The organism is Pedococcus sp. KACC 23699 (genome assembly GCF_045348425.1).
Taxonomy (GTDB): domain Bacteria; phylum Actinomycetota; class Actinomycetes; order Actinomycetales; family Dermatophilaceae; genus Pedococcus.
On record NZ_CP157483.1, the window covers coordinates 2,610,403 to 2,635,811 of the forward strand.

General features: G+C 69.4%; 25 protein-coding genes. 7 read left to right on the plus strand and 18 right to left on the minus strand.

The window, feature by feature from the left end; all coding sequences use genetic code 11:
* Positions 1 to 85 precede the first annotated feature (85 nt).
* Positions 86 to 1,468: an amidase gene (locus ABEG17_RS12310; RefSeq protein ID WP_406829767.1), complete on the minus strand. Its 1,383-nt coding sequence runs from the start codon at positions 1,466 to 1,468 to the stop codon at positions 86 to 88.
* 215 nt (positions 1,469 to 1,683) lie between these two features.
* On the opposite strand from ABEG17_RS12310, the gene ABEG17_RS12315 reads away from it, so the two are divergent.
* From ABEG17_RS12315 to ABEG17_RS12335, 5 genes are all read left to right on the plus strand, one after another.
* Entirely contained in the window at positions 1,684 to 2,211 is a 528-nt protein-coding gene (locus ABEG17_RS12315; RefSeq protein WP_406829768.1) for an HdeD family acid-resistance protein, read from the plus strand.
* A gap of 89 nt (positions 2,212 to 2,300) precedes the next feature.
* Entirely contained in the window at positions 2,301 to 2,798 is a 498-nt protein-coding gene (locus ABEG17_RS12320; RefSeq protein ID WP_406829769.1) for a hemerythrin domain-containing protein, read from the plus strand.
* A 2-nt stretch (positions 2,799 to 2,800) separates the two neighbouring features.
* Positions 2,801 to 3,526, plus strand: a complete 726-nt coding sequence (gntA, locus tag ABEG17_RS12325) for a guanitoxin biosynthesis heme-dependent pre-guanitoxin N-hydroxylase GntA (RefSeq protein WP_406829770.1) — start codon at positions 2,801 to 2,803, stop codon at positions 3,524 to 3,526.
* Positions 3,523 to 4,197 (plus strand): DUF1989 domain-containing protein, encoded by a 675-nt coding sequence (locus tag ABEG17_RS12330; RefSeq protein ID WP_406829771.1) that lies wholly within the window; start codon positions 3,523 to 3,525, stop codon positions 4,195 to 4,197. Before gntA ends, ABEG17_RS12330 begins: the two co-directional genes overlap by 4 nt.
* A gap of 133 nt (positions 4,198 to 4,330) precedes the next feature.
* Positions 4,331 to 5,437 (plus strand): DUF1524 domain-containing protein, encoded by a 1,107-nt coding sequence (locus ABEG17_RS12335; protein ID WP_406829772.1) that lies wholly within the window; start codon positions 4,331 to 4,333, stop codon positions 5,435 to 5,437.
* A gap of 14 nt (positions 5,438 to 5,451) precedes the next feature.
* On the opposite strand, the gene ABEG17_RS12340 is transcribed toward ABEG17_RS12335, so the two are convergent.
* The 17 genes from ABEG17_RS12340 to ABEG17_RS12420 form a co-directional block, all read right to left on the minus strand.
* Positions 5,452 to 6,204: an anti-sigma factor domain-containing protein gene (locus ABEG17_RS12340; protein ID WP_406829773.1), complete on the minus strand. Its 753-nt coding sequence runs from the start codon at positions 6,202 to 6,204 to the stop codon at positions 5,452 to 5,454.
* Positions 6,191 to 6,760, minus strand: coding sequence for an RNA polymerase sigma factor (locus tag ABEG17_RS12345; protein WP_406829774.1), 570 nt, complete (start codon positions 6,758 to 6,760; stop codon positions 6,191 to 6,193). The genes ABEG17_RS12340 and ABEG17_RS12345 overlap by 14 nt, the downstream gene beginning before the upstream one ends.
* A gap of 25 nt (positions 6,761 to 6,785) precedes the next feature.
* Complete coding sequence (locus ABEG17_RS12350) at positions 6,786 to 7,523, minus strand: class F sortase (protein ID WP_406829775.1); 738 nt, start codon at positions 7,521 to 7,523, stop codon at positions 6,786 to 6,788.
* A 39-nt stretch (positions 7,524 to 7,562) separates the two neighbouring features.
* Positions 7,563 to 8,378, minus strand: a complete 816-nt coding sequence (locus ABEG17_RS12355) for a DUF4397 domain-containing protein (protein ID WP_406829776.1) — start codon at positions 8,376 to 8,378, stop codon at positions 7,563 to 7,565.
* A 66-nt stretch (positions 8,379 to 8,444) separates the two neighbouring features.
* Complete coding sequence (locus tag ABEG17_RS12360; protein WP_406829777.1) at positions 8,445 to 9,104, minus strand: fasciclin domain-containing protein; 660 nt, start codon at positions 9,102 to 9,104, stop codon at positions 8,445 to 8,447.
* 104 nt (positions 9,105 to 9,208) lie between these two features.
* Positions 9,209 to 9,925: a VIT family protein gene (locus ABEG17_RS12365; RefSeq protein ID WP_406833188.1), complete on the minus strand. Its 717-nt coding sequence runs from the start codon at positions 9,923 to 9,925 to the stop codon at positions 9,209 to 9,211.
* A gap of 1 nt (position 9,926) precedes the next feature.
* Positions 9,927 to 10,235, minus strand: a complete 309-nt coding sequence (locus ABEG17_RS12370) for a 4a-hydroxytetrahydrobiopterin dehydratase (RefSeq protein ID WP_406829779.1) — start codon at positions 10,233 to 10,235, stop codon at positions 9,927 to 9,929.
* Positions 10,236 to 10,399: 164 nt separating this feature from the next.
* A complete protein-coding gene (locus ABEG17_RS12375; protein ID WP_406829780.1) occupies positions 10,400 to 11,524 on the minus strand; it encodes an ABC transporter ATP-binding protein in 1,125 nt (374 codons plus the stop codon).
* Positions 11,521 to 12,546, minus strand: a complete 1,026-nt coding sequence (locus ABEG17_RS12380; RefSeq protein ID WP_406829781.1) for an ABC transporter ATP-binding protein — start codon at positions 12,544 to 12,546, stop codon at positions 11,521 to 11,523. Before ABEG17_RS12380 ends, ABEG17_RS12375 begins: the two co-directional genes overlap by 4 nt.
* Positions 12,547 to 12,551: 5 nt before the next feature.
* Positions 12,552 to 13,550: an ABC transporter permease gene (locus tag ABEG17_RS12385; RefSeq protein ID WP_406829782.1), complete on the minus strand. Its 999-nt coding sequence runs from the start codon at positions 13,548 to 13,550 to the stop codon at positions 12,552 to 12,554.
* Positions 13,551 to 13,554: 4 nt separating this feature from the next.
* Positions 13,555 to 14,565: an ABC transporter permease gene (locus ABEG17_RS12390; RefSeq protein WP_406829783.1), complete on the minus strand. Its 1,011-nt coding sequence runs from the start codon at positions 14,563 to 14,565 to the stop codon at positions 13,555 to 13,557.
* Positions 14,566 to 14,697: 132 nt separating this feature from the next.
* A complete protein-coding gene (locus ABEG17_RS12395; protein ID WP_406829784.1) occupies positions 14,698 to 16,374 on the minus strand; it encodes an ABC transporter substrate-binding protein in 1,677 nt (558 codons plus the stop codon).
* A 207-nt stretch (positions 16,375 to 16,581) separates the two neighbouring features.
* Positions 16,582 to 17,628, minus strand: coding sequence for an ABC transporter ATP-binding protein (locus ABEG17_RS12400; protein ID WP_406833189.1), 1,047 nt, complete (start codon positions 17,626 to 17,628; stop codon positions 16,582 to 16,584).
* Between the two features lie 29 nt (positions 17,629 to 17,657).
* Entirely contained in the window at positions 17,658 to 18,785 is a 1,128-nt protein-coding gene (locus ABEG17_RS12405; RefSeq protein ID WP_406829785.1) for an ABC transporter ATP-binding protein, read from the minus strand.
* The gene (locus ABEG17_RS12410) at positions 18,782 to 19,792 is read right to left on the minus strand and encodes an ABC transporter permease (protein ID WP_406829786.1); all 1,011 of its coding nucleotides are present in this window, start codon (positions 19,790 to 19,792) and stop codon (positions 18,782 to 18,784) included. Before ABEG17_RS12410 ends, ABEG17_RS12405 begins: the two co-directional genes overlap by 4 nt.
* A gap of 95 nt (positions 19,793 to 19,887) precedes the next feature.
* Positions 19,888 to 21,621 (minus strand): ABC transporter substrate-binding protein, encoded by a 1,734-nt coding sequence (locus ABEG17_RS12415; RefSeq protein ID WP_406829787.1) that lies wholly within the window; start codon positions 21,619 to 21,621, stop codon positions 19,888 to 19,890.
* 70 nt (positions 21,622 to 21,691) lie between these two features.
* Positions 21,692 to 22,681, minus strand: a complete 990-nt coding sequence (locus ABEG17_RS12420; RefSeq protein WP_406829788.1) for an ABC transporter permease — start codon at positions 22,679 to 22,681, stop codon at positions 21,692 to 21,694.
* A 215-nt stretch (positions 22,682 to 22,896) separates the two neighbouring features.
* On the opposite strand from ABEG17_RS12420, the gene ABEG17_RS12425 reads away from it, so the two are divergent.
* Together ABEG17_RS12425 and typA are read left to right on the plus strand one after the other, a co-directional pair.
* Positions 22,897 to 23,343, plus strand: coding sequence for a (deoxy)nucleoside triphosphate pyrophosphohydrolase (locus ABEG17_RS12425; protein ID WP_406829789.1), 447 nt, complete (start codon positions 22,897 to 22,899; stop codon positions 23,341 to 23,343).
* 180 nt (positions 23,344 to 23,523) lie between these two features.
* Positions 23,524 to 25,407: a translational GTPase TypA gene (gene typA, locus ABEG17_RS12430; RefSeq protein WP_406829790.1), complete on the plus strand. Its 1,884-nt coding sequence runs from the start codon at positions 23,524 to 23,526 to the stop codon at positions 25,405 to 25,407.
* Positions 25,408 to 25,409 lie beyond the last annotated feature (2 nt).

The following is a 25,409-nucleotide window of genomic DNA, read 5'->3' on the forward strand; positions in this document are numbered from 1 at the left end:
ACTGGTCACGGCGCGCCACGAAGCCAGTCAATGCGGGCGGTCGGCGTTCGGTCAGGGGAGAAAGTCCCGTCCGGCGACCTGACGCCTACACCGCGGTCGCCCCCGCGTAGGCAGGGGCGACCAGGGGCCACGGCGCCAGCTGCTCGAGCTGCGCGGCCACGGACAGCAACCGCGCCTCACCACCGGGAGGAGCGACCAGCTGCACCGACAACGGCAGTCCACTGGTGGTCCGCTGCCCCGTCGGCACGACGATGGCCGGCCATCCCGCCATGTTCCACGGCGCACCGAATGGTGCGTAGCTGCTGTTCGCGCGGAGGTTCCTCAGCCATCCCTTGCCACTCCACCGGTCGGCCGCCAGAGGCTCCTGCGCCAGGCCCGGCGTCAGGAGCAGGTCCACGTCCTCGAAGAACTCCAGGGCGGTGGCGCGCCACGCTGCACGGGCCGACTCGCGGGGGAGGCCTGCCCGAAGGAGCACCCGGCCTGCTCTGGCGTGCCTGGCGACCGGCTTCGACAGGCGCGTCCGGTCGACCATGAGCTGGGCGTCACGTTCGGTGCCGGCGCACCACGTGGCGACCCCAGCCAGGGTCGACGCCGGCGACACCCTGAGCGTGCGCTCGACCAGTCGGTGCCCGGCGCCGCGCAGGAGGTCGGCGCTGGACCGGGTGGCCGTGACGAACTGCGGGTCGACGGGGATGCCCCGGGCCGGTGCCGCCACGGTCACCGCGATGCGCAGCCGGCCCGGGTCCGCCGACGCAGCGGAAGCGAGACCTGGCTGGTCGGCCATGACCGAGAGCAGGAGGGCGCTGTCTGCCACCGTGGTCGTGAGGGGGCCGTTCTCGGCGAAGCCGAACCACGAGCCGTTGCCCAGCTCCGACGGCACCACGTCGGCACCGGGCTTGATGCCGACCAGGCCGCAGCAGGCCGCAGGGATGCGGATCGAACCCATGCCGTCGTTGCCGTGGGCGACCGGCACCATACCGGCGGCGACAGCTGCAGCGCTGCCACCGGACGAACCTCCGGAGGTGCGGGAGGTGTCCCAGGGGTTGCGGGTGATCCCGAAGACGGAGTCGGTGGCTCCGTAGACGCACAGCTCGGGCACGCGGGTGAGGCCGACCACGACGGCACCCGCGGCGCGCAGCCGGGCGACGACGGGGTGGTCGGAGGTCTGCGGTGTCGGGTCGGACGCCTCCGTCCCGACCCGCATCGGCTCGCCGGCGACGGGCACGTTGTCCTTCACGGCCACCGGCACCCCGGCGAGGGGAAGGCTGCGCAGGTCGTCCCGCGCGTCCACGGCGGTCGCCTCGGCAACGGCGCGCTCGGCCCGCACCACCTGGAACGCCCCGATCGCAGGGTCTCGCTGCTCGATGCGCCCGATCGCCTCACGCACGAGGGTCACGGCGGTGGTGCGACCCCGGCGCACGTCCTCGGCGAGCGCTGAGGCGGTGGTGGGGGCGGGTGCGGTGCTCATGCCCGGAACCTACGCGTCGCGGTCGCGTGACGGAGGGGGTTCAGGGACCATCGACCCGGGTCGATGGTCCCGGGCACGGACACGCTGGAGGGGTTCGCGACGTGACGGTGGACGTCCAGGCAGCGCCGGAGGAAGCAATGACTGACACGAGCAGAGGCACGAACGAGGTCGGGCACCAAGGGACCGGTCGTCCCCGTGGCCCAGGTGGACCCGCCGTGACCGTCGGTCGACTGGCCATGGCTGCCGGGGTGGTCAGCCTCGTCCTGGGCGTCGTGATCCTGGTCTGGCCCGATGCCACGCTCGTCGTCCTCGCCGTGCTGTTCGGCCTCCACCTGGTGGTGGTCGGCATCCGTCGCGTCGTGGTCGCCACGAGGAGCTCCACCATGGAGGGGTGGCTGAGGGCGCTCCTGGGGGTGAGCGGGGTCCTGATCCTGGTGCTGGGGCTGGTCTGCGTGCGCAACCCCTTCACCTCGGTCGCCGTCATCGCCGTGCTGGTCAGCCTGGGGTGGTTCATCGAAGGCGTCTCGGACCTCATCACCGCCGTCACCCGGCCCGAAGGGTTCTCGTGGCTGTATGCGATCGGTGGGGTCCTGTCGGTCGTCGGGGCCGCGGTCATCCTGTACTGGCCGTCCCTGACCCTCACCATCCTGCTGCAGGTCGGCGGCTGGCTGCTCATCTTCATGGGGGTGGCCGAGGTGGCCTCCCAGTGGGCCGGTCGACGTGCCGACGCCAAGGCGGCATGAGGTCCCAGCACGTTTGCAGTCGGGGGCGCCGGGGTAGGTGATGACTACCGGGTCGCGTGGCTCGGTGTCATCGCCGCCCAGGAGCACCCATGTCGACCGACGCCATCACCATCCTGCGAGCCGACCACAAAGAGGTCCGCGCGCTCTTTCGCGAGTTCGAGAAGTCGACCACCACACCGGCCCGCCAGGGGTCGATCGTGAAGAAGGTCATCGAGCTCCTCACCGTGCACACCTACATCGAGAACGAGGTGATGTACCCCGAGGTGCGTCGCCTGCTGCCCGACCTCGAGGACGACGTGCTGGAGTCGTACGAGGAGCACCACGTGGCGGACGTCCTCGTCATGGAGCTGGTGCCCATGAAGCCGTCGGACGAGCGGTTCCACGCCAAGACGACCGTCCTCATCGAGAACGTCCGGCACCACATGGACGAGGAGGAGAACGACTGGTTCCCGAAGGTGCGCGAGGGCCTGGGGCGCAAGCAGCTGAGCGAGCTCGGTGAGCGACTGCTGGAGGCGAAGAAGACCGCACCCCGGTCGCCCGCCCAGCCCAGCGCCCTCAAGAAGGTCGTCGACGCGGTGGTCTCCTGACGGTGACCGAGACACGTGACGAACCGAACCTGCAGGACCTGACCCGGGACCTTGCGGAAGACCCGGAGCGCCTCCAGACGGCGGAGGTGGCCGGTGCCCTCGAGACCATGGTGCTGCACCCGGAGTACCCCTGCCTCGGCGCGCGGTCGGTGTTCAACCGTGACCGGGCGACGGTCGTGGTCCTCGAGCAGATGGCCACCACCGAAGGGACCGCCCAGCTGCTCGACGCGCTGCGCAGCTTCGGCCGGGACACCGACCCGGACGCGGGGTTCGCCTCCCTCGTCGCGGTCTTCCGGGACACCGGCATCGACCAGGAGTCGCAGTTCGAGTCACTCCTGTGGCAGCAGCTGCAGCTGCTGCACGAGGCCGACCAACAGGCATGGAGCCCGGAGGTGTCCGACGACCCGGCCAACCCGCACTTCGCCTTCAGCCTCGCCGGGACCGCCTACTTCGTCGTCGGCCTGCACCCCGCCTCGTCCCGGATCGCCCGTCGCACACCACTGCCCACCCTGGTGTTCAACCTACACCAGCAGTTCGAGGACCTGCGGGGCTCAGACCGGTTCGAGCGTATGCGTGACACCATCAGGCGCCGCGACACCGCCCTGCAGGGTGACGTCAACCCCATGGTCGCCGACCATGGCAGCAGCTCGGAGGCTCGCCAGTACTCGGGACGAGCCGTACCCACCGACTGGGCCGCCCCAGTGACCTTCGACGAGGAGAGCTCGTGACGACGCAGGACGCCCCCACCGGGCAGGACACCTCCACCACCACCTCCCCCACCAAGGACACCTCCCCGACACAGGACGGCGGGCTGCGACGGCTGGCGCCCCAGACCGGGACGGGGTTCCTGCTGCGCGCGGGGGAGGTCCTCACCGTGGTCGACCCGACGGGTGGCCAGGTCAGCGACCTGTTCTGCTTCGCGGCCGAGGACCACGACGAGCGCCTCTCCGGCGGTCGCACGATCGACTACGCCAACACGATCTTCCTCACCACGGGCCACACGCTCTACAGCAACCGGAGCACGCCGATGCTCACGGTGGTGGAGGACACCTGCGGCCGCCACGACTTCCTGCTCACCCCGTGCAGCCAGCAGACCTTCGACCTGCTCTACCCCCACTTCGAGGGGGCGTACCACCCCAGCTGCCTGGAGAACCTCGTGACCGGTCTCGCGCCGTTCGGGGTCACCGAGGACATGGTGGGCACGACGCTCAACATCTTCATGAACGTGTGGCCGGAGTCCTCGGGTGAGCTGCACATCGACCCGCCGACCTCGGTCGCTGGCGACCGGTTCTCGGTGCGTGCCGAGATGGACCTCCACGTCGGACTCACGGCGTGTTCGGCCGAGAAGTCCAACGGCGGGGTCTGCAAGCCCATCGACTACGCCATCCGCCGGGACTGAGCGGGGCGCAGGGCCGGCCGGCGCCGCGACCACGGATCGTCTCTTTGGTCAGGTTTGGTGCGGTTCGGTGGGACGGTCTCGGGCGATGACGTAGCGTGACGACCTCGCCCATCGAAAGTGCCTGTCCTTCCTCATGATTCGTCGCCCCGACCTCCACTGGCCCGCTGCCACCGCGTTGGTCGTGCTCGTCTGTGCGGTCTCCGGCTGCGTGCCGGCGAACGCAGACTCGCCGGCCTTCTCCACGCCGACCGGTCCGGCCACGAGCACAGGGTCGAGCAGCGCGGAGGCCGAGCCCGCTTCAGCCGCGCAGCCGACCCCCGGTTCCGCGACCGCCGTCACGGGGACCGCTGGGACCAAGGCGTGGCCGACGTCGCACCCAACGACCCCCGCACCCTCGAAGGCCGCGACGGCTGCCACGACCACCGTCCGCGCCGGCGCCGCCATCACGACCCTGGCCACCCTGACGGTCAAGGGACGCGCGCCGAAGACCGGCTACGACCGGGCCCGGTTCGGCCAGGCCTGGGCCGACGTCGACCGCAACGGGTGCGACACCCGCAACGACATCCTGCGCCGTGACCTCGTCCGCTTCACCGTGAAGGCCGGCACCAACGGCTGCCTCGTCCTCAAGGGCACGCTGAAGGACCCCTACACGGGCAGGACCATCGCCTTCGTCCGCGGTCCCGGCACGTCCACCGCCGTCCAGATCGACCACGTCGTCGCGCTCTCCGACGCCTGGCAGAAGGGCGCCCAGCAGTGGGCGACGTCGAAGCGGACGGCCTTCGCCAACGACCCCCTCAACCTGCTCGCCGTCGACGGGCCGACGAACGCCGCCAAGGGTGACGGCGACGCAGCCACCTGGCTGCCCCCGACCAAGGCGGTCCGGTGCGGCTACGTCGCGCGCCAGGTCGCGGTCAAGCACCGGTATGGCCTCTGGGTCACCGCCGCCGAGCGGGACGCGATCATCCGGGTGCTCAGTGGCTGTCCCGGTCAGGCGCTGCCGACCGCGAAGGCCGTCCCCCTCGGCGGCGGCGCCGTCGCCCCCGCCGTCACCGCGACGCCGACGTCCACCGGCAGCGTCCCCAGGCCGTCCGCGACGGCAAAGGCCTCCCGCACGGACCCGCAGTTCAGGACGTGTCGCGAGGCCAACGCCGCCGGCTACGGTCCCTACCGCCGTGGCGTCGACCCTGAGTACGACTGGTACCAGGACCGCGATCACGACGGGCTCGTCTGCGAGCGCTGAGGACCTCGGCGAGGTCAGCCGGCGAGAGTTCCACGCAGCAGGCTGTCTCCCGAGTGCGCAGGCTTGTCGTCGAACGCCTCCTTCGAGATGTCGACGACGACGTAGCCCTCGTCGATCAGCTGCTGGGTCACGGGGAACGAGGACCGGCCGTCGGCACGCAGCACGCCGAGGGAGACCATCCGCTTGCCGTCGCGGTTGATCAGCCACACCTCCAGGTATCCCGAACCCGGGTCGAGACGCTGGGTGTTCACGGTCAGCGACTCGTGGCCGTGGTCCCGCACCAACGTCGCCGTGCCTTGCCACTGACGGGTGTCCAGCGTGTCGAGCCGGGTGTTGGCCACCTCCACCGCTGCCGGTGCGGCCGGTTCGTTCCACACGGCATACCCCGCAAGCAGTCCGATGGCGATGCCCGCCGCAGCCGCACCGCCCGCCCACGCCGCGGGCATCCACCTGCGGCGGGCTGCGACCTCGATGGAGTTGTGCGGTGCGGGCGCCACCCGCGGACCCTCAGCCGGATGGAGCACCGACCGGCCAGCCTCCTGCTGGTCGTCGTCGATCTGGGCCTCGATGCGGTCCAGCAGTCCGTCAGGAGGGCTCGTCAGGTCGAGCTGCGTGGGCGAGGCCGCGACGACCGCGACCACGCGGCGCAGCTCCGCCACCGTGGCGCTGCAGCTCGGACAGGTGGAGACGTGGTCGACATCCGGGGCCGGGACGTCGGGGTCACCGAACGCCAGTCCCGCGAGGGTCTCTTCATCAGGGTGTGACACCGTCCACCTCCTCCAGTCGTCTGCGCAGCTGCACCAGTCCTCGCCGGACGTGGCTCTTCACGGTGCCCAGTGGCAGGTCGAGGCGTTGGGCGATCTCCTCCTGCGGACGGTCCTCGATGAAGGCCAGCCGCAGCACCGTAGCGCGGGGTTCGCCCAGCGCGTCGATCTCGTGGGCCACGTGGAGTCGTTGGGCGATGTCCGGCTCTGGCGCCGCCCGGCCCGCGTCGGGGGTCACCGCCGCCACGGCTGCCACGTTGCGGGAGCGACGGTAGCGCTGGGTGCGGACGTCGGATATGCGGTGGCGGGTGATGCCGACCAGCCACCCCGGCAGCGAGCCCTCGTCGGGCTTCAGGGTGTGCCGACTGCTCCAGGCCGACACGAACACCTGCTGCGTGACGTCTTCTGCGTCGTGGGTGTTGCCGAGGGAGCGCAGGGCGATCGTGTGGACCAGGGAGGCCCATCGTTCGTAGACCTCGGCAAGGGCCTCGCGCGATCCCGACGCGAGACGAACGGCGAGGTCGTCCTGGTCCGCGACCAGCTCGTCCAGGGCCAACACGTCTTCCACTGTAGCCATGGGGGACTCAGCCCACCGGGCTCGCGACGACGACGATGTTGTCCTCGTAGTGACCGGTGGCCGGGTCGAAGGCGCCCCCGCAGGTGACCAGGTGCAGCCGAGCGGGTCCGTCCAGGTCGAACAGTGCGGCGGTGTCGAGCGAGTCCTTGTCGAGGCGCAACACCGTGGTGACCCGGTAGCGGTGCACCGTGGCGCCCACCATGACGGTCACGGCGTCGCCGCGGCGCAGGGTCGACAGTCGGGCCAGGGGGCCGATGCCGTACGTCCGGTCGTCCACGTGGGCCGCCAGCACGGTGGCGCCGTGGGCGCTGCCGGGGGAGGCCCCGAAGCGGTACCAGCCGGCGATCCGCGGGTCCGGGGGGATGCCCATGTCGCCCCGGCGATCGACGCCAACGGCTTCGACGACCATGCGGGCCCCCAGCTGTGGCACCTCCAGCCGGGAGGGGGGTCCCAGCGGTGCGCCCGTCGGGGTGCTGGTGGCCTGGCCCGTGGCGGTGGGCCCCGGGGTGGGCCGGGCTGAGGGGCCGGGGGCAGAAGGGCCGGGGTTGGAGGCGCTGGGGGGCGAGGTGCTGGGGGGCGAGGTGCTGGGGGCAGTGGTCGCAGCTGAGGCCGGGGTGGCGACGGCCGCCCGGCGCAGCGCTCCCGCGTCGTCGGTCACACCGGGGCGGGTGACCCACGCCGTGAGGGCGCCCGCGAGGAGGGCGGCGGCCGCTGCGGCCGCCACCCTCCGGCGAGAACCCGTCACGTGCATCGTGGTCCCTGGTCGGGCCCGGTCGGTCCCGGATCAGACCCGGGCGGTGGCGGAGCGACGACGCAGGAGCACCAGGGCCCCGGCAACGAGCGCCACCGAGCCCACGAGGGCCGCGCGGGACAGGTCCGACTGCTGGGCGGCCTGGCCACCGGACCCGGCCGGCACACCACCGGGGGCGGAGTGCAGGCCGGAGATCGTCTGCACCGCCAGGGCCAGGGTCTTGTCCGCGGCGCTGCCGTAGGCGTACACGATCGTGTTCGTCCCCTCGGCCAACGTGAGCTTGGCCGGACCGATGGCGACGGTCTTGGTCCCGGCGAGGGTCACGTCCGCGTTGATCGTCCCGGCAGGCAGGTCCGCCTTGGCCTCCTTGGGGTTGGTCAGGTTCTTGAAGGCCACCGCACCGTTGGCTCGGACGTCGACCGCCGGGGCGGCGGCCGTGTGCCGGACGGTGAGACGGGCCTGCCCGGCGGCGACCTTCGAGACGTCGTTGACGTAGGGGGTCAGCGCCGGCTTCCCAGCGGCGGTGAGGTGGGCGACGACCGACACGTTGGCCCCGGCGGGGACGGTGACGCCCTTGGCCTCGACGATGGCTGCGCCGCCGGCCCCGGCATTCGGCGCGGTGACCTTGAGGTCGTACTGACCCGCGGGGATCTTGAGGGCGTCGGTGACCGTGCCGGGCTTGAAGTTGTCGAGCAGCTCCTTGCCGTTGGCATAGACGTCGACGGTGGCACCGGGGATGCCGTGGACCACCGTGACGGTGGCGTCGTCGGCCGCGTGGGCAGGCGCCGCGAATCCGGCAGCTGCCACGGCAAGGGCGGCGCCGGCGAGCAGGCGCGAGATCTTCTTCATCAGGGTTCCTCGTCTCTTGATCGGTGGGACATGGTGGGGCGGATCAGGGGGAGCCGTCGGGACGGCTCAGAGGTCGAGCGGGCGCAGCACCAGGACGATGCCGTGCGCGATCTGCTTGTTGCCCTTGTTGATGTCCAGGGCTCGAGGGTTGAGCAGCGGGTCGATGTCGTTCTTGTCGTTGTCACGCAGCGCCACGAGCTTGAAGCGACGGGAGATGACGTCGACGGTGATGGACGCGCCGGGCAGGGCCGTGGCGAGCCGCGCGCCGTCGGACCCCAGCGCGGCGGTGGAGTCGATCGTCGCGCCGGGAACGACGTGGTAGAGCAGAACCTTCTCGATCGCGTCGATGCCGACGGCATCGGCGAGCGCCGCGAAGGTCTTCTCCTCGGTGCGTGGCCAGCGATGGGTCAGGTCGGCGACGAGCACCTGGAACGCGCGGTCGTTGGGCAGGAAGGCCGTCAACGGCACGGTGCCGTCCGTCAGCACCCCGACCGCGCTTTTCGGCTTGGCGGCGAGGACGGCCAGGACTGCCTGCGCGAGGATGTCGTAGTCGTACCAGTTGTGGTCGAAGGTGTCGCCGTCCGCAGTGAGCACCGCCGCCAGGCTCCGCGTTCCCGTGGGCGCGGTGGAGGAGTGGGCCGCAGGCGCGGCAAGCGCCGCCGGTGCGACCAGCGTCGTGGCCAGTGCGGTGGCGGCGAGGACGGAGCAGGCTCTGCGCAGGTACATCGATGGACCTCCCGGGCTCGTGGCGGTCCGTCGCGGACCGTCCTGCCCCTACTTCCGCGCAGGGGTGTCCCGGGGATGCACCCCGTCCAGAAAATCTCCGGCGGCTACAGCTGGGTCCCCACCAGGGCGCCGATCCCGTAGGTCACGGCCATCGCCAGCACACCGCCGGCGACGTTGCGCAGGACGGCCCGTCGCTGGTCGGCCCCGCCGAGGCGGGCGCTGACGGCGCCCGTGATCGCCAGCGCCACCACGACGGCCAGGGCGGTGACGACGACTCGTGCCCCCTCCGGGGGCAACAGGATCGCCACGAGCGGAAGGAGGGCGCCCACGGTGAAGGCCACCATGGAGGCCCACGCTGCGTGCCAGGGGTTCGTGAGGTCGTTGGGGTCGATGCCGAGCTCGGCCTCGGCATGGGCGCCGAGGGCGTCGTGCCGGGTCAGCTGGACGGCGACCTCGTGGGCCAGCTCGGGCGTCAGGCCCTTGCCCTCGTAGATCTCCGCGAGCTCAGCGAGCTCCTCCTCAGGCATCTCGCGCAGCTCGCGGATCTCCTTCTCCAGCAACGCCTTCTCGGTGTCCCGCTGCGTGCTGACCGAGACGTACTCGCCGGCAGCCATGCTCATCGCCCCAGCGGCCAGGCCCGCGACCCCGGCGGTCACGATGGCAGATCGCTGGGTGGTCGCTGCCGCGACGCCGATGACGATGCCGGCCGTCGAGACGATGCCGTCGTTGGCCCCGAGGACGGCGGCGCGCAGCCAGTTGAGCCTGGCCCCGATGCCCTGGTCGTGCTCCTCGCCGTCGTGCGGGACGAGCTCTGCCTCCAGCTCACCCACGGGCCTGCGCGCCGATCCGGTTCGAGGCCTGCGAGATCTGGTGGGCCAGCTCGACGTCCAGCTGGCTCAACCCGCCCAGGTCGTGGGTCGACAGGACGAACTTCACCGCGCGCCAACGGATGTCGATGTCCGGGTGGTGGTTCATCGACTCGGCCTCGAGGGCCACCTCGTCGACGAGTCGGATGGCGGAGGGGAAGTCGGGAGCCTCGAACGTCGCCTCGAGCTGGGTGCCGACGACCGCCCACCCGGGCAGGTCGTCGAGCTGGCGGTCGAGCTCCTCATGCGTGAGCAACCGGGACATGCCCCCACTCTGGCAAGAAAACCGGTCGGCTGTCACCGAAGCCCAGCCTCACCTCACCTGCGGGCCGGCTTTGTGCCGTCCCCCGGACACTGGTGTGCCGCGTGCGCTCGAAGCGCACGCGGCACACCGCGGGTGGTTGGCCGGTCAGGGCCTCGTGGGGATCCTCAGAGGGCTTCCTGCACCGAGGCCGGCCCCAGCAGGTCGTCCTGGTAGCGCTCCATGTCGGCCGGCGAGGTCATGGACGCCTTCACGGCGTGCATCTTCAGCTCGCCGGACTCGATCTGCTCCGCCCAGTGGCAGGCGACGCGGTGCGAGTCAGGCACACCCGCGATCTGCAGCGTCCGCAGCTGCGGACGCTCGGTGTCGCACTTGGTCTCCTGGCGCCACGGGCAGCGCGTGTGGAACCGGCAGCCCGTGGGCGGGTTGGCGGGGGAGGGCAGGTCGCCCTGGAGCAGGATCCGCTCGCGCCGGTCCTCGATCACCGGGTCGGGCACCGGCACGGCGGACATGAGTGCGCGCGTGTAGGGGTGCAGCGGCTTGGTGTAGAGGTCTTCCGCGTCGGCCTCCTCGGCGATCGCGCCGAGGTACATGACCCCGATCCGGTCGCTGATGTGACGCACCACGGCGAGGTCGTGGGCCACGACGAGGTAGGTCAGGCCGAACTCGTCCTGCAGCTCCTCGAGCAGGTTGATCACCTGCGCCTGGACGGACACGTCGAGGGCCGAGACCGGCTCGTCGGCGACGATGAGCTTGGGGTTCACCGACAGGGCCCGGGCGATGCCGATGCGCTGGCGTTGCCCACCTGAGAACTCGTGCGGGTACTTCTTCAGCGCCGCGACCGGCAGCCCGACCGCCTTGAGGAGGTCGCGCAGCCTGGCGTGCGCCTGCTTGCCGTCCTTGGCCAGGCCGTGGGCCTTCATGCCCTCGAGCAGCAGGGACTCGACGGTCTGCCGCGGGTCGAGGCTGCCCATCGGGTCCTGGAAGACCATCTGGATGTCCTGGCGCTTGTGGCGCAGCTCCTCACCCTTGAGGGCCGCGATGTCGATCCCGTCGAACTCGACGGAACCGGACGTCGGCGGCTCGAGGTTGAGGATCGCCCGCCCGAGAGTCGACTTGCCGCAGCCGGACTCGCCCACCAGGCCGTACGTCTCACCCTTGCGGATCTGCAGGTCGACACCGTCCACGGCCTTGACGTGCCCGACCGTCTTGTCGAAGATGACACCCCGCTTGATGGGGAAGTGGACCTTGACGTCCTTGACGTCGACGAGGATCTCGTCGCTGACGGTCACCGGGACACCTCCACGGGGTTGTGGCAGCGGAGCGCCCGGGGGCCGTCCTCCACGAGCGCTGGGGTCTTCTCGACGCAGACGTCGATGGGCTGGGAGCACCGGGGCGCGAACGCGCACGCGCTCGTCCACGGCAGGTTGTCCGACACCGAGCCGGGGATCGGCGTCAGCCTGGTGCCGCGTTCCCCGTCGAGACGGGGTATGGAGCCGAGCAGGCCGTGCGTGTAGGGGTGCCGCGGCTGCGCGAAGAGCGGGTGGCGGTCACCCCGCTCGACGATGCGACCGGCATACAGGACGTTGATCCGGTCCACGAGCCCGGCCACGACGCCGAGGTCGTGGGTGATCATGACCAGCGCCGTGCCGCTCTCCTCGACGAGCTCCTTGAGCAGCGCGAGGATCTGCGCCTGGATCGTCACGTCGAGCGCGGTGGTCGGTTCGTCGGCGATGAGGACCTTCGGGGCGCAGGCCAGGGCCATCGCGATGAGGGCTCGTTGACGCATCCCCCCGGAGAGCTGGTGGGGGTAGTCCTTCAACCGACGCTGGGCATCGGGGATGCCGACCTTGTCGAGCATGTCCTTGGCGAGCGGCACGGCGGCCTTGCGGGACAGGCCCCGGTGCCGCTCGAGCACCTCGGTCACCTGGACGCCGATCGGCACGACGGGGTTGAGCGACGACAGCGGGTCCTGGAAGATCATGCCCAGGTCGCGGCCACGACGATCGCGCATCTGGTCGGCCGACTGCTTGAGCAGGTCCGTGTCGCCGTAGAAGACCTCGCCCTCGACCTTCACCCCACGCTGGGGGAGCAGGCCCATGATGGCCAGCGACGTGACCGACTTGCCGCAGCCGGACTCGCCGACGAGGCCGACGGTCTGGCCGGGGCGGACGTCGAAGCTGACGCCGTCGACGGCGACGAAGGGCTCCTCGCCGGAGCGCTGGAAGGTGACGCGCAGGTCGCGCACGGACAGGAGCGGCTGCTGGCTGCTGCTGCCGCTGCCCGTGTGCGTGTTCTCGATGGTTTCGGTCATGGGGGTTACCTCCGGCTCTTGGGGTCGAGAGCTTCCCGCAGCGACTCGCCCATCAGGGTGAACCCGAGGGCCACCACGATGATGCAGAGCGCGGGGTAGATCGCGAGGTGGGGTGAGTCGTAGATGTACTGCTGGGCCTTGCCGAGCATCTGTCCCCACTCCGGCTGGCGGTCGTCGGGGTTGCCGAGACCGAGGAAGGACAGGGCCGCGGCGTCGATGATGGCGCCGGCCAGGACCAGTGTCGCCTGGACGATGATCGGCCCGAGCGAGTTGGGCAGCAGGTGCCGGAACACGATGGCCGACCGTGTCACGCCGAGGGCATGGGCGGCAAGCACGTGGTCGCTGCCACGCTGGGCGAGCATCGAGCCGCGCAGCAGCCGCGCGAAGATCGGCACCTGCACGGTGGCGATGGCGATGATGACCGTCCACTGGCTGGGGTTGGCCGCCAGCGCGGCGATCGAGACTGCCAGCAGCAGGGACGGGATCGACAGCATGACGTCGACCGCGCGCATGACCAGGGCGTCGACCCAGCCGCCGAACGCGCCGGCGAGGGTGCCCAGAGCCAGCCCGCCGACGAAGCCGAACACGGTGGCGAAGATGCCCACGATGAGGGTCTGGCGGCTCCCGACGATCAGTCGGGAGAGCAGGTCGCGCCCACGGTCGTCGGCGCCGAGCGGGAACCCCGCCTGGGCCCCCGGGATCGGGTTGGACTGTGGCCGCACCTTGTCGAGCAGCAGGCCGGCCGTGGGGTCGTGCGGCGCGATCAGCGGGGAGAAGATCGCCAGCACCACGAAGACGGCCGTGATCGCCGCACCGAGCAGGAACACGGGGTCACGCTTGAGGCGGCGCCACGCGCTGGCGATGAGCGAGACACCGCCGGACTCGTCGATGTGGCCCGCGTCGTCGACGGCGACGTCCTTGACGGCGAGTCCGCCGCGGCCGGACGCGGAGGCCAGCTCGTCGATCCGCTGCTTCTTGTTCAGGGGGTTGAGAGGGTTTGACACAGGGTCACCTCGTCCGCACTCGGGGGTCGATCACGGCATACGCGATGTCGACCAGAAGGTTGATGACGACGAAGGTGATGGCCGCCGCGAGGATCAGCACCTGCAGCACCGAGTAGTCCCGGCGCTCGAAGGCGATCGCCACGGCTTCGCCGATCCCGCCGAAGGAGAAGACCCGCTCGGTCAGCACGGCACCGACGAGCAGACCGCCGGTCTGCAGGCCGATGGTCGTCACCACGGGCAGCAGGGCGTTGCGCAGGATGTGGCGCCCTCGGATGACCCGGCTGCTCAGTCCCTTGGACTCGGCCGTGCGCACGTAGTCCTCGTCCATGACGCCCAGCACCGAGGCGCGGGTGATCCGGAAGATCACCGCGAAGGGGATCGTCGCGAGGGCGACGCCCGGCAGGATCAGGTGCTTGACGGCGTCCCAGGTCGCGTCGTACTCACGGGTGAGCAGGCCGTCGAGCACGAAGAACCCGGTGACACGCGTGGCGTCGATGCTGGGGTCCTGGCGACCCGAGACCGGCAGCCAGTGCAGCTGGATCGCGAACCAGTACTTGAGCAGGAAGGCGAGGAAGAAGACCGGCACCGCCACGCCGATGAGCGACCCGACGATCGAGACGTTGTCGAACATGCTCGCCCGGCGACGAGCGGCGATGTATCCCAGCGGGATGCCGAACGCGACAGCGAGGGTCATCGCGAAGATGCTCAGCTCGATGGTGGCCGGGAATCGCTGCAGGAAGATCTGCAGTGCGTCGGTGCCCGGCAGCACCCCGGTCGACGAGCCGAACTGGCCGGTCGCCGCCCTCTTGAGGAACTCCCAGTACTGCACGTAGATCGGCTGGTCCAGCCCGAGCGACCGCTCGAGCGCCGCCCGTCGGGCGGGGGTGGCGCGCTCACCCAGCATGGCGGACACCGTGCCGCCCGGGAGGGAGCGCAGCCAGAGGAAGACGAGCAGGGAGAGGACCAGGACGACCCCGATCATCTGGAGGAGTCTTCGCATGATGAATCTCAGCACAGGGGCTCAATCTCCTTCGCTTGCGACGGCCGTGGGGCTCACGACGGTCGTCCGTTCATGACTGTGGCCGTCCCAGCGGTTCTGCTGGGACGGCCACGGTCTCAGAAAGTGCTGTCCGAGGTCAGCGTCGGGTTACTTCTGCACCGTCACCGTGGAGAAGGTCTCGGCGGTCAGCGGGCTGGCCACCAGGCCCTTCAGCTTGGCGCTGACGACCAGCGCCGGCGGGGAGTGGCTGATGGCCAGGCCCGGGAGGTCCTGCTCCATGATCTCCTGGTTGACCTTCTCGTAGGCAGCGTTGCGCTGTCCCTCGTCGACGATGCTGTCCGCGGCCTGGAGGTCCTGGGACAGCTTGGCGCCGTAGGACGTCGCGCTGGTGTGGAAGTCGTTGGTCTTCAGGCTTCCGAAGAACGTGCCGATGAAGTTGTCGGCCGAGTTGTAGTCACCGGTCCAGCCGAGCAGCCACGCGTCGAAGCCCCCGTTGTCGACGGTGTCGAGGTAGCCACCGTTCCACGGCTTGGTGACGACGTTGACCTTGATGCCCACGGCCTCGAGGTTGCTGCGCAGCGCCTCGTAGATCTTCTGCGGGTCCGGCATGTAGGGACGCGAGACCTCCGACGGGTAGGCGAACGTCAGGGTCATGCCCTCGGCGCCGGCCTCCTTGAGGAGCGACTTGGCCTTGGCCGGGTCGTAGTTGTAGCCCGCGAGGCTCTTGTTGTAGCCGGCCACCGTCGGGGGCATGAACTGCGTCGCCACCGTCGCGCCCTCGGGCAGCTGGGTCTTGACCAGCTGGTCACGGTTGAGGGCGTAGTACAGGGCCTGGCGGACCTTGAGGTCCTTGAGCTTCGGGTTCTTGGCCGGGTTGAGGCCCATGTAGAGGATGTTGAAGGCGGGACGCACCAGCAGCTGGTTGCCCGAGTCCTTCAGGCCCTTCCAGTCGGCCGGGTTGGGCAGGTCGTAGCCGTCGATGCTGCCGGCCTCGAGCTCCTGGCGACGGGTGCTCTCGTCGGGGATGATCTTGAAGACGAGCTTGGCCGTCTTCGCCTTCTCGCCCCAGTAGGAGTCGTTGCGCACGAGCGTGACCGTCTTGTTGGCCTCGTCGAACTTCTCGAGCTTGTAGGGGCCGGTGCCCACCGGGTTCTTGGAGTACGCGGGGAAGCCGAAGCCCTCACCCTGCTTGGTGACGTTGTTGGCGTCGCCGTCCTTCAGCGCCTTCGGGGACTGCATGGAGAACGAGTCCAGCGACAGCGCCGTGGGGAACTTCGAGGTCGGACGGTTGATCTTGATGACCGCCGTCATGTCGTCCTTGGCCGTGCAGCCCTGGTAGAGGGCGTTCTTGGCGTCGGTCTTGAACGAGCCCATGACGTCGGCCCAGTACCCGGCCGGTCCGCCCTGGGCGACCTCGTTCTGGTCGAACATGCGCTCGAAGTTGTAGCAGACCGCGGCGGCGTTGAACGCCTCGCCGTCCCAGAACTTCACGCCGTCGCGCAGCTTGAACGTCCACTCCTTGCCGTCGGCCGAGGCCTCCCAGCTGGTGGCCAGCTCGGGCTCGATGTCGGCGGTGCCCGGCTTGATGCCGACCAGGCCCTCCATCATCTGGCGGGTGACCCGGAAGGTCTCACCGTCGGTGGCGTAGAAGGGGTCGAACAGCTCGGGGGCGCCTGCCGCGCCGAAGGTGATGGTGTCCTTGACGGCACCACCGCTGGAGGAGGAACCGCTGCTGGAGCCTCGGTCTGACTGGGCGCAGGCCGTCAGGGTGAGGGCCAGCGTCGTCGCCAAGACGACCGGGGTCGTCTTTCGCGTGAGCTTCATGAATACCTCGCTTGTGTGCGAACTTTGGTCGACCCGGTCGGGCGCCAGGGGTGGAGCGGATGGTGACTTCTTACGCCGTTGGGGGCATGGCACAGCAAATCCCCTTCACGGTTGGTCGCTGACCCTAGCGATATCCGTCTCGGCGTGGCTCGCAAGTGAGCGAACGTGACGAAAGTGAGATGAGTGCCAGGACGGGCGCCTCAGGACTCAGCTCTGGCCACCCTCGTCGGACAGGACACCGGGCCGGACCGCCTCGGTCGGTGCCGCCTGCGGGAACGGGCCCTGCGTGAGGTTCTCAGGGAAGTGGCACGCCACGTGGTGTCCGGTGGCGAGCTCGGCGAGCGGGGGCTCGATGGTCCGGCAGATGTCCTGGGCCTTCCAGCACCGCGTGTTGAACCGGCAGGCGGGCGGCGGGTTGATCGGGCTGGGCACGTCACCCTGCAGCCGGATCCTCTCCCGGTGCTGCCGGCGCCGGGTGTCGGGGATGGGCACGGCCGACATGAGTGCCGTGGTGTACGGGTGCATGGGCGTCGCGTACAGGGAGTCCCGACTCGCGATCTCGACCATCTTGCCGAGGTACATGACGGCCACGCGGTCCGACATGTGGCGGACGACCGACAGGTCGTGGGCGATGACGACGTAGGTGAGCCCCAGCTCGTCCTGGAGGTCCTCGAGGAGGTTGACGACCTGTGCCTGGATCGACACGTCGAGCGCCGAGACCGGCTCGTCGGCGACGATCAGCTTGGGCTTGAGCGCGAGGGAGCGCGCGATCCCGATCCGTTGACGCTGCCCACCGGAGAATTCGTGCGGGTAGCGGTTGTAGTGCTCGGGGCTGAGCCCGACCAGCTCGAGCAGGTCCTGGACCGCCCTCTTGACCCCGTTCGGCGTCTCGATGCCCTGCAGCCGGAACGGCGCACCCACGATGGTGCCGACCGTGTGTCGCGGGTTCAGGGAGGAGAAGGGGTCCTGGAAGATCATCTGGACGTCGCGGCGCAGCGGCCGCATCTTGGCCGCCGACAGGTGGGTGATGTCGCGACCCTCGAGCAGGATCGAGCCCGCGGTGGGCTCGATGAGCCGCGTCAGCATGCGGCCGGTGGTGGTCTTGCCGCACCCGGACTCGCCCACCAGGGCCAGGGTCTCCCCGGTGCGCACGTCGAAGTTCAGGCCGTCGACGGCCTGGACCGCGCCGACCTGCCGTTGCAGCAGGCCCTTGCGGATCGGGAAGTGCTTGGTGAGCTCGCGGACCTCCAGCATCAGGTCGGCTGTTCCAGGTGCGTCGGTCGTCACGTGTCCGCTCCTGCTCCGAGCGAGGGCTGGATCTCCTGGGACCAGATCTCCTCGCGGTCCCTGGCATCGAGGTGGCAGGCGATGCGGTGGTCGGGCGCCACCTCGCGGAAGTCGGGCCGTTCCGTCGTGCAGGCGGCACCGACCCGGTCGCGGAAGCGGCACCTCGGGTGGAAGGGGCACCCGGGCGGTACGCGGATCAGGCTGGGCGGCGTGCCGGGGATCGGTGCGAGCCGCTCGGTGGTCTCGCGGTCGAGACGGGGCATCGAGCCGAGCAGACCCCATGTGTAGGGGTGCTGCGGATGGTTGAAGACGTCGTCCGACGCCGCGTACTCGACCGACCGCCCGGCGTACATCACGAGGATGTCGTCGGCGAGCTCGGCGACGACGCCCAGGTCGTGGGTGATGATGACGACCGCCGAGTTGAACTCGCCCTGGAGGTCGCGGATGAGGTCGAGGATCTGGGCCTGGACCGTGACGTCGAGGGCGGTGGTGGGCTCGTCGGCGATCAGCAGGTCCGGGTCGCAGGACAGCGCCATGGCGATCATGGCGCGCTGCCGCATGCCCCCGGAGAACTGGTGCGGGTAGTCGTCGACCCGACGGCCCGGCTGCGGTATCCCCACGCGGTCGAGCATGGTGACGGCGTGCTTGCGGGCAGCTGACTTGGACACGTCGTTGTGGACCCGGTAGGCCTCGACGATCTGCTGACCCACGGTGTAGAAGGGGTGCATCGCCGACAGCGGGTCCTGGAAGATCATCGCCATCCGCTTGCCCCGAAGACCGCGGACCAGCTCGGGTGGGGCGCCCACCAGCTCGGTGCCACCGAGCATGATGGAACCCTGGATCTGCACGGCTCCGGGCTCGTGCAGGCCCATGATCGACAGGCTGGTGACGCTCTTGCCGGAGCCGGACTCACCGACGATGCCGAGGGTCCGACCCCTGGCGAGGTCGAAGGACAGGCCGTCGACGGACTTGACCACCCCGTCCTCGGTGGGGAAGCGCACCTGGAGGTCGCGCACGGACAGGAACGCGTCGTCCGGGGGCGGTCCGAGGCCCCCCGCACCGTGTGCGGAGGGTGAGGTCCGGGACGGGACCGGGTTGCTCTGCGACCGGGCGTCAGGGGTCATCGGCGCACCCGCGGGTCCACCACGGCGTACAGCAGGTCGACCACCAGGTTGGACGTCACGATGAAGAAGGCCGCCACGAGGGTCACCCCGAGGATGCGTGGCAGGTCCTGGTTCTCGATGGCGTCGACCGTGTACTTGCCGAGTCCGTTGAGCGAGAAGGTCTTCTCCGTGAGCACGGCACCTCCGAGCAGCAGTCCGAGATCGAGCCCGAAGATGGTCAGGATGGGGGTGAGCGTCGCGCGCAGGCCGTGCTTGAGGACGACGGTTCGCTCGACCAGGCCCTTGGCCCGCGCGGTGCGGATGTAGTCCTCGTTCATCGTCTCCAACATGCCCGCCCGGGTGAGTCGCGCATACTGCGCGGAGAACAGGAACGCCAGCGTGATCCAGGGCAGGAGCAGGTCGTAGGCCCAGCTGGCGGGGTTCTGGGTGAAGGGGGTGTAGGACCCGCCGGGCGCGAAGATCGGGATCTTGTAGCTGAACAGGGCCAGGCCGATGAGGCCGGTGAAGAAGATGGGCAGGGACACCCCGGCGAGCGCGACGGACATCGCCGCCCGGTCGAAGAAGGTGCCGCGTCGCAGGGCCGACAGGACGCCGGTGGCGACGCCGGCGACCAACCACAGGATGGACGCTCCCACGGCCAGCGAGAACGTCACCGGGGCCCGGTCGACGATGTCCGGCCAGACGGGGGTCTTGCTCTGGAACGAGAAGCCCAGGCAGGGAGCGGGGCAGTTCACGACCTCGGCGCCCATGTCGTAGGTCTGCCCGACGAACACGGCCTTGAGCCAGTGCCAGTACTGCACCCACACAGGGTCGTAGAAGCCGAGCGACTCAGCCGTCGCCTTGACGGTGGAGGCCGTCGCGCTCCGTCCGACGTACCTCGTCGCGAGGGTCTCGGGCGTGGCGCCCGCCCACCGGGGGAAGAGGTAGAAGATCGCGAAGACGACCATGCTGACGACCAGCAGCAGCAGGACCGAGGCGATCATTCGACGAAAGATGTAGGTCAGCACGTTGGCTGCCGGGACGGTCGGTCCGGGGAGACCCCGGGCCGACCGTCGTAGGCGTTCACCTTCCTCGGGTCAGGAGCGGACGGTCGGACGGCGCGTCACGGCTTGCCGAAAGCCGTGTAGTCGTACATGCCGAACTGCTGGTTGACGAAGACGTTCGTCAGGTCCTTGCCCCGCAGCAGGAGGCTCTTGGCGTACACACCGGGGTAGATGACCGCCTGGCTCATGACCAGCTTGTCGATCTGGCTCCACAGCGCGTTGCGCTTGTCGACGTTCAGCTCGGTCGACGCCTGGTCGAGGAGCTGGTCCACCTGCGGGATCCGCACGCTGGTGTTCGAGGAGCCACCGGTGTCTCGGATCACGCGGCTGTCGGTGATCTGTGCCAGGAACCCGTAGCCGTCGTTCCAGTCCGCGCCCCAGCCGTTCACGACGAGTCCCAGGTCGTTCTTGACGACGTAGGGCGGGTTGCCGGCATACGTCGAGAAGTAGTCCTTCTTCGCGTAGCCCTTCGGGGTCACCTTGATGCCGACCTTGGCCAGCTGCTGCTGCCAGGCCTCTGCCGTCGCCTTCTCCTTGGGGCGCTCGTTGCGGTAGGAGATGTTGGTCGAGAAGCCGTTCGGCTGGTTGCACTTGGCGAGGTACTCCTTGGCCTTCGCCAGGTCGCCCTTGCTGTCCGTGGTCGGGTAGAGGTCGAACTGCGTGTGGCCGGGGATCACCGGGGGGAGCAGGGTGGTGGCCAGGTCACCGCCGGCGAACGGGCCGCCGTAGGCGGTCTGGTAGGACGTGCGGTCCATGGCGTACTGGACCGCGATGCGGCAGTTGATGTTGTCGAACGGCTTCACCGTCGGGTTGATCGAGGTGTACCAGAGCCGCGCCAGGGTGGGGTTGTCGGAGCGCGCCTTGAGCGTCGGGTCGGACAGCACCCGGCTCTGCGTGGCGGGAGTGACGCCGGTGCCGACGGCTGCGACGTCCAGGTCGCCCGCGACGATGCGGTTGTCGATGTCGTCACTGTTGACGTTCATGTCGTACTCGTAGCCGTCCGGGAGCGCCTTGCGGTTGGGGTCGACGTTCGAGCTCCAGTTGGGGTTGCGCTTGAGCGTGAAGCTCTTGCCAGCCGCATAGGTCGCGAACATGTACGGGCCGCTGGAGACCACGTGCTCCTTGTACTTCGCGCCGGTGTCCTTCGCCTGCGGGACCGGGGCCGTCTGCGGGGTCATCGCGAGGTAGTCGAAGCCCGAGAACGGGGACTTGAGGTGGAAGACGATGGTCAGGTCGTTCGGGGTCGAGATCGCGGAGTCCGTGTTCATCCCCTTGGACTTGTACGGTCCCGCCCAGCCCTTCGGCCAGTTGAGCAGCGAGTCGTAGTAGGTCGGGCCGTCGGGGAAGGTCGCCTTGTCGGTCGACCGCTCGATGCCGTACTTGATGTCCTTGGCCGTGATCGGGCTGCCGTCCTCGAACTTCAGGCCCGGCCGCAACGTGTAGGTCCAGGTCTTGCCGCCGTCGCTCGCCTTGCCCAGGCCTTGGGCCAGATCGCCCACGAGCTTGTTGCTCGCATCGCCCGGGGCGATGGTGAACATGGTCAGCGACCGGGTGTAGAGGCGCACGAAGTTCCACATGTAGCCGTAGTAGGTGTCGCCGGGATCGGTGCTGTCCGGCTCGCCCTCGTCGGCGAACTTGACCGTGCCCCCCTTCTTGTCCGAGGGGTTGTAGACGGACTTGAGTGCGGCGTTGAAGCTGGCCGTGCCGCTACCCCCGGAGCCTGTGCCGGAGGTGCTGCCTCCGCCCCCCGAGCACGCGGCAAGACCGAACGCCACGACAGCGGCGATGGCCATGCGAGCCGATCTTGTCGATCTCATGGTGTGTCCCCCTTCTCATGGGTTTCAAGGGCCGGGTCGTCGCGGGTCAGCGGGCCCGGGGGTCGAGGGCGTCACGAAGTCCGTCGCCGAACAGGTTGAAGGCGAGGACGGTCACGAAGATCGCGAGTCCGGGCCACAGGAGGAAGTGCGGCATCGTGTAGTACGTGACGGCGTCGGAGAGCATGCCGCCCCAGGAGGCGGTGGGTGGCTGGATGCCGACGCCGAGGAAGGACAGCGCCGCCTCGAAGAGGATGTTCGTCGGAATCAGCAGCGTGGCGTACACCAGGATCGGTGCAAGCAGGTTGGGGAGCACCTCGCGCCCCAGGATGTATGGCGACCGGGCACCGAGGCCCTTGGCGGCGTCGACGAACTCGCGCTCCCGCAGGGACAGGGCCTGCCCGCGCACGATGCGACCGACATACGGCCAGTTGAAGAAGCCGATGATGAAGATGAGCATCACGATGCGCAGCGATTCGCCGGTCAGGCCGAACGCCTTGTCGGGGACGACACCGGCCAGGGCGATGGCGAAGACGAGGAGCGGGAAGGCGAGGAACACGTCCATAAGCCGGCTGATCGCTGCGTCCAGCCAGCCGCCGACGTAGCCGGCGATGATCCCCATCGTCGAGCCGATCAGCACCGACAGGAGCGTGGCGAAGAAGGCGATCAGCAGGGAGATCCGAGAGCCGTAGACCACCCGGCTGAACAGGTCACGCCCATTGACGGGCTCGACCCCCATGAGGAACTTCCACGAGATCCCCCCGAGCGGGCCCTTGGCGCCGAGGGTGCCGTTCTGCGTGTCCACGAGGTCCTGGTGGAACTCGTTCGGCGGGTGGCCCAGCACCTTGACGATCAGGGGCGCGAAGATGGCCACGCCGATCAGGAAGATGAGCACGGCCCCACCGGCCATGGCCACCCTGTCCTTGCGAAGGCGTCGCCAGGCGATCTGGCCCAGTGAGCGACCCTCGATCTGGGTCTCGCCGAGGAGCACGTCCTCCGGCTGTGGCACGGAGCCGCCGACCTCGAGAGGCACCGTCATGACTGGGGACCTCCCGTCGCGTCCGGGCACCATCACCGGGGCACCCGATGAGGCGGCCTTTCCACTCTGATCCCTCGACTTCCGTGCGGGAAGCCCCTCAGGGCAGTGGTATGGAATCGTGACGTGACAGAAATCGTCCGAGACCGCGCCCAAGGTGCAAAAGGTCCTGGGGGACACTGGGGATGAAGCCGCACGATCCACGCGAACGAGGACAGATGACTGACAACGCCTCTCCTGCAAGCACATTCGAGGTGCGATCAGTGGTCGGCGCTGCGATCGTCGACGACCTCGAGCACCCCACGCGCCTGTTGAGCGCACGTCGGACCGAGCCGCCGGCGCTCGCCGGAGGGTGGGAGTTCGCCGGTGGCAAGGTGGACCCGGGCGAGAGCGAGGAGCAGGCGCTGCACCGCGAGCTGGCCGAAGAGCTCGGGGTGTCGGTCCGGCTCGGTGAGGTGCTGCCCGGTCCGCTGGAGGACGGGCGCTGGCCGCTGGGGGAGTCCTACGCCATGACCTTGTGGTGGGTGGTGGTCGAGTCGGGCGAGCCCGCGCCGTTGGAGGAGCACGACGCGCTGCGCTGGCTCACGGTGGACGACCTGTACGACGTTCCGTGGTTGGCCGCGGACCTGCCGATCGTCGACGTCATCGCCGCCCGGATGCGCTGAACGACCGCACCGGGCCGCAACCACGGTCGAACGCCATTGATCCGTAGCAGTCGGAGGCAGCTGCCCCCGAGGTGCGGTACGGCGCGTGGTCGGCCCCGCGCCGTACCCCGCCTGTGGGGTGGTCACCCCGCAGGGACGGGGTGGTCCTGACGTGCTCGAAAGCCTGAGACAATGGTGCTCATGCCCATGAAGACCCGCGGTGACATCCGCAATGTCGCCATCGTTGCCCACGTCGACCACGGAAAGACCACCCTGGTCGACAAGATGCTCTGGGAAGCCGGCGCGTTCGGCGAGCACCAGCACGTCGACGAGCGTGCCATGGACTCCGGTGACCTCGAGCGCGAGAAGGGCATCACCATCCTCGCGAAGAACACCGCGATCCACTACGCCGGGAAGGCTGCCGCCGAGGCGGGCCTGGCCGACGGCGCCACGATCAACATCATCGACACCCCCGGTCACGCCGACTTCGGTGGTGAGGTCGAGCGCGGCCTGTCGATGGTCGACGGTGTCGTCCTCCTCGTCGACGCGTCCGAGGGCCCCCTGCCCCAGACCCGCTTCGTCCTGCGCAAGGCGCTCGCCGCGAAGATGCCGGTCGTCCTGTGCATCAACAAGGTCGACCGCCCCGACTCGCGCATCGCCGAGGTCGTCGACGAGGTCTACGAGCTGTTCATGGACCTCGACGCCGACGAGCACCAGATCGAGTTCCCCATCGTCTACGCCTCCGCCAAGAACGGTCGCGCGTCGATGACCCGCCCGGAGAACGGTGGCCTGCCGGACTCCGAGAACCTCGAGGCGCTGTTCGAGACGATCCTGTCGACGATCCCGGCCCCGACGTACGACGACGAGGCGCCGCTGCAGGCCCACGTCACCAACCTCGACGCGTCCAACTTCCTCGGTCGCCTCGCCCTCCTGCGCGTGCGCAACGGCACGATCAAGAAGGGCCAGCACGTCGCGTGGTGCAAGGTCGACGGCACCGTCGAGCGCGTCAAGATCACCGAGCTCCTCATGACCGAGGCCCTCGAGCGCAAGCCCGCCGAGTCCGCCGGCCCCGGCGACATCATCGCCATCGCGGGCATCCCCGAGATCATGATCGGCGAGACCCTGGCCGACGCGGAGAACCCCATCCCGCTGCCCGTCATCACCGTCGACGAGCCGGCGATCTCCATGACCATCGGCACCAACACCAGCCCGATGGTCGGCCGCGTGCGTGGGTCCAAGGTCACCGCCCGCATGGTCAAGGACCGCCTCGACAAGGAGCTCATCGGCAACGTGTCGCTGCGCGTCCTGACCACCGAGCGTCCCGACGCCTGGGAGGTCCAGGGCCGTGGTGAGCTCGCGCTCGCCATCCTCGTCGAGCAGATGAAGCGCGAGGGCTACGAGCTCACCGTCGGCAAGCCGCAGGTGGTCACCCGCGAGATCGACGGCAAGACGCACGAGCCGGTCGAGCGCCTCACGATCGACACCCCCGAGGAGTTCCTCGGCCCGATCACGCAGATCATGGCCGCCCGCAAGGGCCGCATGGAGCAGATGACCAACCACGGCACCGGCTGGATCCGGATGGAGTTCCTCGTGCCGTCGCGTGGGCTCATCGGCTTCCGCACCGAGTTCCTCACCGAGACGCGTGGCACCGGCATCGCCCACCACGTCTTCGAGGACTACGAGCCGTGGTTCGGCCCGATCGTGACCCGCACCAGCGGCTCGCTCGTGTCCGACCGCACCGGTGTCGTCACCGCGTACGCCATGGTCAACCTCCAGGAGCGCGGCACCCTGTTCGTGGACCCGACCACCGAGGTCTACGAGGGCATGATCATCGGCGAGAACTCCCGCGCCGACGACATGGACGTCAACATCACCAAGGAGAAGAAGCTCACCAACGTGCGCGCCTCCTCCTCGGACAACTTCGAGAAGATCGTGCCGCCGCGCAAGCTCAGCCTCGAGCAGTCGCTCGAGTTCTGCCGCGAGGACGAGTGCGTCGAGGTCACCCCCGAAGCCGTCCGCATCCGCAAGGTCGAGCTCGACCAGACCCTGCGAGCTCGCGCCGCCTCCCGGGCGCGCAACGCCTGATC